This is a genomic window from Flavobacterium sp. DSP2-3-1, assembly GCF_049896865.1.
GTDB lineage: Bacteria > Bacteroidota > Bacteroidia > Flavobacteriales > Flavobacteriaceae > Flavobacterium.
Map to the genome: position 1 here is coordinate 157,288 of NZ_JAFCVD010000011.1, position 7,447 is coordinate 164,734.

At 37.6% G+C, this 7,447-nt stretch carries 3 protein-coding genes; all 3 read right to left on the reverse strand.

Annotated features, from left to right (window positions below; genetic code table 11):
* Positions 1 to 148: 148 nt before the first annotated feature.
* Positions 149 to 2,089 (reverse strand): OmpA family protein, encoded by a 1,941-nt coding sequence (locus tag ACP7AT_RS13460; RefSeq protein WP_426064879.1) that lies wholly within the window; start codon positions 2,087 to 2,089, stop codon positions 149 to 151.
* Positions 2,090 to 2,099: 10 nt separating this feature from the next.
* Complete coding sequence (locus ACP7AT_RS13465) at positions 2,100 to 3,017, reverse strand: PorP/SprF family type IX secretion system membrane protein (RefSeq protein WP_426064881.1); 918 nt, start codon at positions 3,015 to 3,017, stop codon at positions 2,100 to 2,102.
* 155 nt (positions 3,018 to 3,172) lie between these two features.
* Positions 3,173 to 7,447, reverse strand: a 4,275-nt coding sequence (locus ACP7AT_RS13470; protein ID WP_426064883.1) for an HYR domain-containing protein, incomplete at its 5' end; no start/stop codon positions are given.

A 7,447-nucleotide genomic window follows, 5' to 3' on the forward strand; every position in this document is an offset into this window, starting at 1 on the left:
ATATAGTTGTTAATCCCTTTAAAGCTTTAGATTTTGCATTACTTGATTAACATGAAAGTGGTATTAAATCAAATCCTGATTTATGAAATAACTAAAAAAATAGGCTGCCTTTATCAGGCAGCCTGCTAGGTTTAACCATGATCGTTTTTTACAAAGCAGTAATAATAAATTCACTTCTTCGGTTCAATTGGTGTTCGTCCTCAGTACATTTTACATCATCAGCACATTTATTTACCAGTTGTGTTTCACCATATCCTTTTCCAGTCAATCGGTTTGCATTTACGCCATTTTTGATTAACCAATTAATAGTAGATACAGCTCTTCTATCAGATAATGCTTCATTATATTTAAATGTTTGCCTGCTATCCGTATGGGAACGAATATCAAGTTTCATTGTTGGATTTTGGTTTAAAACATCTAATATTTTTTCTAAATCAAACGCTGCTTCTTGTCGGATGTTTGATTTATCTAAATCAAAATAAATCATTTTTATATTAAAACATTTACCTAAATCATCACCAATTGTTACTTTGCATTTCGCGTTTTCTAATGCTATTGGCACGTATGTTTTTCCATTTTCATTCGCTATTACAATCATCTGTTCCTTAGTTGTATATTCAGGTTTTTGAGCTCTTACATAATATGTTTTGCCGCATTCAACAGTAAAAGAATAATTACCCTTATCATCAGAAATAGTTGTGTTAAGGATATTAAATTGATTGTCAAATAAAGTTACTTTAGCATCAGGAAGTAATTCTGCTGTAGCAAGATCAGTAATCTCACCATATAATAATTGTTGACATGTGATTTTTTTTTGCTCTAAAAATTTATAAATATCATCGTATCCCAGACCACCATCCCTGTTTGAGGTGAAAAAACCTCTTCTTGATTTTGTATCTATTAAATAAGCGAAATCATCTTTTGGAGAATTAATATCAGCACCTACATTTTGTACCTCTTCAAAAGTTCCATTGGGATTAATAGTCGAAACAAAAACATCTAAACCTCCTAAGCCGGGATGTCCGTCTGATGCAAAGTAAATTTCGTTTTCATCATTTACAAATGGAAAAGTTTCTCTTCCTTCAGTGTTGATTGTATTTCCTAAATTCACCGGAATACCGAAGGTTCCATTATCGTTTATTTGTACTTTATATAAATCGGATAGACCAACTGTTCCCGGCATGTCAGATGCAAAATATAATGTTTTGCCATCGGGACTTAACGCAGGATGTGCAACACTGTAATTATCGCTATTAAAAGGAAGTTCAGTTATATTTGACCAAGAATCATTTTCTAAAATGGCTTTATATATTTTTATTAAAGTAATTTTATTAGCATCTTTTCCTTTTTTGCCATCGAGATAATTGTTTCGGGTAAAGTACATTGTTTTCCCGTCTTTTGTAAAAGCAGGGGTAGACTCATGAAATTTAGAATTTATTTTTTTGTCAAACTTTTGTGGTTTTTCAGGGATCATATTTTCCCCTAAATTGGCGGCATATAAATTAGTGAAATATTGATTTGTCCATTTGTGTTTTCTTTGTCCTAAACTTCCCGTGTCCCTTGCTGATGCGAACACGATTTCATTTGAAAAGAATGCCGTCCCATAATCGGAATAAATAGAGTTTATTCCGGCATCCTCAATTTTATATCTTCCAGAGTTGGCTTTTATAGCGTCAAGATAATTCACATTTTTCATGAAAAGACGTCCGCGGCTATCGTTTCCCGATTTTTGATTAAACAATTCCAATAGTTCGTTAGCTTTATCATTTTGACCAATGGATCTTAACGATTGCGCATAACGGAAATAATATTCAGGTTCCAAGTCGGTAGTATATACAGCAAATAATTCACCATACCACTTGGCCGCTTGTTCTAACTCAGCATTGAAGTAATAGGAATTGCCTAATTTTTTAAACATATCTGCCGATTTATATCCTTTTTCGGCTACTTTTTCGTAGGTTTTTATAGCGTCAATGTAGGCATAGTTGTCGTATTTTTTGTCTGCAATTTTTACCTTTTCTTTTTGCGGGTATACATTAAATGAAAACGCAATAATTAATGTTATACAAAAGAGTATATTATTTTTCATATTAATTGTTTTAGAAGAATCTTGGAGTTGTAATTTTACCATTATTTTTAAATATTTCATAGCGCAAGAATATTTCATGAGAACCAGAATTATAATTTCTTAATCGGGTTGTCTCCCTGTCATATCCATACCCTATGTACATTCCATCAGAAACTTGAAAACCAACCATGGCACTGAGCGCTGCACTCCATCTGTAAGCAACTCCCACTACAAATTTTTCATTAAACATAAAGTTACCAGAAACATCAACTTGTAGTGGCGCCCCTAAAACCATTTTAGTTAGTAATGCAGGTTTAAATTTTAATGAACTATTGATATCGAAAACATAACCGCCTATTAAATAATAATGTATTTTTTCTCTAAAGATTGCAATTTCATTATCATCATAACGGTCTGATTCAATAAAATTTGGAATGGAAATACCAACGTATGCTTTATCAGAATGAAGATATAAACCTGCTCCAATGTTAGGCGAAAATTTATTCTCGATATTTTGCATCGTGGGATCAAGTGGATAGGAATCAACAGGATTTAATTTTGAAATATCTAAATTGAATAAATTTGCAGTTGCCTTTAAACCAAATGATAGTTTATAATCTTCCGATATAGGAATGGTGTAGGAGAAATCAGCAGAAATTGTACTTTCATTTGTGGGTCCAATTTTATCACTAATAAAAGAAACTCCTAAACCAAGATTAGTATCATTTAGCGGGGTGTTGATTGAGGCAACATTTGTAACAGGGGCACCGTCCAACCCTACCCATTGTGTACGATGCATGGCGAAAATACTCATTGCTCCTCTAGATCCTGCATAAGCGGGATTGATGTTAATGGTATTGTACATGTACTGAGTATATTGTGCATCTTGTTGTGCAAAACCAGTAAATGATGTAAACATTAACAATATTAAAAATATTTTTGTTCTCATAGTAGATTTTTTTGTTGTGATTGAACTACTTCTTTTTTTAGATTCAAAAGATCTGTTTCGAAAAATTTCAACACTATTTATATTAAAGAATAGGGCTAATTCATTTTTTTACCTGAAGACTTTTAACTGTCCTCAGGATTTACATTAATTCAAAATTATTTAGTAAGGTATAAATACCCGTCTAATTTTTTCATTTCTACTTTACCATTCGCATCAATAGTACTGTAATTTAAGATGTAAAAATAGGTTCCTGTCGGTAAACCAGAAGACTGATTAACAGTTGATCTTCCACGAGAGATACCTTCAAAATTATTAGTTTGATTATTGTAATTTTTAGTTTCAAAAACTAATACACCCCAACGGTTATATATTTCAACAGTGTTTTCCGGATAACAAGCAGTATCATCAATATTATCGATAACGAACACTTCGTTTATACCATCTCCATTTGGTGAAAAAGCATTGTGTACCTTTATGTCACCACATCCTAAAACAATACAATCATCGTTAATATTTATAGTCAGTACTATTTTTCTTGGACAATTATCGTTGTTGATTCGATATTCAAAAACTTTGTTGCCCAAACTTAATCCAAAAGGGTATAGGATGTTTCCTTGTAATGCTCGTGTGTTATCAACATCTACCCAAGTTCCGTTTGTTGGTGTTCCGGCAGGTAATAAATTAAAGATATTGATTGCTGAAGAGTCTCCACTACATGCAGAGCTTGCAATGGATATTTCGCTATTTGCCACAGATACATTAACCGTTTGAGTAAATATAGAAATGTTTCCACAAGAATCTGAAACAGACCATTTTCTTATAATTGAATAAGAGTTTTGAGAACTATTAGTGATTGTCTCGGTATATATTGCTGGCGAAGCCGTTGAACAATTATCAGCAAAAATAAGTTCGGGTTTCAAAGGAATAGCTTCACAATTCACATTGATAATCGCAACAAATTCAGTTGTCGTAGTTGGACCATTAGTATCTTGCACTCTGATGATTTGAGAAGCAGTTGTCGAATTACCTGCTAAATCTGTCGCTGTCCAAGTTCTTGTTGAGGTGTATGAACCAATACAACTTCCTTGAACAATTGTGTCAGCGAATTTTAACGTCACAGAACTACATGTATCGGTTGCTGTTGCTTGAGCAAAATTTGGAGTAGCACTACAATTTATGGTTGATGGCACTGGCAATGATGTAAAGACGGGTCCAGTACTATCTTTAATAATTATTGTTATTGTAGCGGTATCACAGTTTTTAGGGTTTAATTTTTCGCATATTTGGTACGTTAAAACATAAGTTCCAGGAATTGTTCCGTTTAATGTTATGATGTTTCCAAGGTTATCCAATTGAATGTTTGGATTTTGTACAGAAACCAAAGTGATATTTACCGCTGAAGCTACGACGAGGTTACCATTATTCAGATCGTTTATTAATACATTTCCTAACAATCCGGACGATGTACAATTTTCGATTGAAAAAACATCATCATTAGCGACAATAGCAGGCGCTGAAACGGTAACGCTGACCGTAGCAGTATCACAATTGGTTGGATTGCGTATTTCACAGATTTGGTATACCAACGTATAGTTTCCAGCAGGCGTACCCGGAGCAACAATAACATTAGTACCAGAAAGCGTGATTCCAGCATTTGAAGAAGAAATAAAAGTTGTATTCACTTGCGAAGCCAAAACAGGAATTCCGTTTAGGGTATCATTGATCAAGACATTAGTGAAAGCCGTTCCGCCGTTTGAACCATTTACAGCAGTTCCCGTATCATCATTAGCGACAATAGCAGGCGCTGAAACGGTAACACTAACTGTAGCAGTATCACAATTGGTTGGATTGCGTATTTCACAGATTTGGTATACCAACGTATAGTTTCCAGCAGGCGTACCCGGAGCAACAATAACATTAGTACCAGAAAGCGTGATTCCAGCATTTGAAGAAGAAACAAAAGTTGTATTCACTTGCGAAGCCAAAACAGGAATTCCGTTTAGGGTATCATTAATCAAGACATTAGTGAACGCCGTTCCGCCGTTTGAGCCATTTACAGCAGTTCCGGTATCATCATTAGCGACAATAGCAGGAGCTGAAACTGTAACAATAACCGTAGCAGTATCACAATTGGTTGGATTAAGTATTTCACAGATTTGATATACTAATGTATAGGTACCGGCAGGCGTACCCGGAGCAACAAGAACATTAGTACCAGAAAGCGTGATTCCAGCATTCGAAGAAAAAACAAAAGTTGTTATTAGATCCTCTGTTTTAGCTTCTTTACAATTTAGTAAATCATTTATTAAAACATTACTTACTGATATTCCACCTGCTACTCCATTTATTTGTATTCCTGTGTCATCATTAGCTATAATTTCTCCGACCACCGTTACAATTTGAGTACAAGTAGCGGTGTTTCCTGCATGGTCTGTTACAGTCCAAGTTACGGTTGTGTTTCCGATAGGGAAAACGGTAGGCGCATCGTTGGTTACAGATTTTACCTCACAGTTATCAGCAGTAGTTGGATTTCCGAGAGTTACATTGGCTTTAGTCGCAGTACAGGAAGCCACGTCCACAGGCACCGTTACCGGCGCTGCACAGGTTATAGTTGGATTGATATTGTCTACCACCGTTACAATTTGAGTACAAGTAGCGGTATTTCCTGCATGGTCTGTTACAGTCCAAGTTACGGTTGTGTTTCCGATAGGGAAAACGGTAGGCGCATCGTTTGTTACAGATTTCACCCCACAATTATCAGTAGTAGTTGGATTTCCAAGAGTTACATTGGCTTTAGCCGCAGTACAGGAAGCCACGTCCACAGGCACCGTTACCGGCGCTGCACAGGTTATGGTTGGATTGATATTGTCTACCACCGTTACGATTTGAGTACAAGTAGCAGTGTTTCCTGCATGGTCTGTTACCGTCCAAGTTACGGTTGTGTTTCCGATAGGGAAAACGGTAGGCGCATCGTTGGTTACAGATTTCACCTCACAGTTATCAGTAGTAGTTGGAGTTCCAAGAGTTACATTGGCTTTAGCCGCAGTACAGGAAGCCACGTCCACAGGCACCGTTACCGGCGGTGCACAGGTAATAGTTGGATTGATATTGTCTATCACCGTTACGATTTGAGTACAAGTAGCGGTATTTCCTGCATGGTCTGTTACAGTCCAAGTTACGGTTGTGTTTCCGATAGGGAAAACGGTAGGCGCATCGTTGGTTACAGATTTCACCTCACAATTATCAGTAGTAGTTGGATTTCCAAGAGTTACATTGGCTTTAGCCGCAGTACAGGAAGCCACATCCACAGGCACCGTTACCGGCGCTGCACAGGTGATAGTTGGATTAATATTGTCTACCACCGTTACGATTTGAGTACAAGTAGCGGTATTTCCTGCATGGTCTGTTACAGTCCAAGTTACGGTTGTGTTTCCGATAGGAAAAACGGCAGGCGCATCGTTGGTTACAGATTTTACCTCACAGTTATCAGCAGTAGTTGGATTTCCAAGAGTTACATTGGCTTTAGCCGCAGTACAGGAAGCCACATCCACAGGCACCGTTACCGGCGCTGCACAGGTGATGGTTGGATTGATATTGTCTACCACCGTTACAATTTGAGTACAAGTAGCGGTATTCCCTGCATGGTCTGTTACAGTCCAAGTTACGGTTGTGTTTCCGATAGGGAAAACGGTAGGCGCATCGTTGGTTACAGATTTCACCTCACAGTTATCAGCAGTAGTTGGATTTCCAAGAGTTACATTGGCTTTAGCCGCGGTACAGGAAGCCACATCCAAAGGCACCGTTACCGGCGGTGCACAGGTGATGGTTGGATTGATATTGTCTACCACCGTTACAATTTGAGTACAAGTAGCGGTATTTCCTGCATGGTCTGTTACAGTCCAAGTTACGGTTGTGTTTCCGATAGGAAAAACGGTAGGCGCATCGTTGGTTACAGATTTCACCCCACAGTTATCAGCAGTAGTTGGATTTCCGAGAGTTACATTGGCTTTAGCCGCCGTACAGGAAGCCACATCCACAGTCACCGTTACCGGCGCTGCACAAGTGATAGTTGGATTAATATTGTCTACCACCGTTACAATTTGAGTACAAGTAGCGGTATTTCCTGAATGGTCTGTTACAGTCCAAGTTACGGTTGTGTTTCCGATAGGAAAAACGGTAGGCGCATCGTTGGTTACAGATTTCACCTCACAATTATCAGCAGTAGTTGGATTTCCAAGAGTTACATTGGCTTTAGCCGCAGTACAAGAAGCCACGTCCACAGGCACCGTTACCGGCGGTGCACAGGTGATGGTTGGATTGATATTGTCTACCACCGTTACAATTTGAGTACAAGTAGCGGTATTTCCTGCATGGTCTGTTACAGTCCAAGTTACGGTTGTGTTTCCGATAGGGAAAACGGTAGGCGCATC

Bases quoted from the DNA above. Each gene is read 5' to 3' on its own strand.
- ACP7AT_RS13465 (WP_426064881.1), bottom strand. From the start codon at position 3,017: ATGAGAACAAAAATATTTTTAATATTGTTAATGTTTACATCATTTACT.
- ACP7AT_RS13460 (WP_426064879.1), bottom strand. From the start codon at position 2,089: ATGAAAAATAATATACTCTTTTGTATAACATTAATTATTGCGTTTTCA.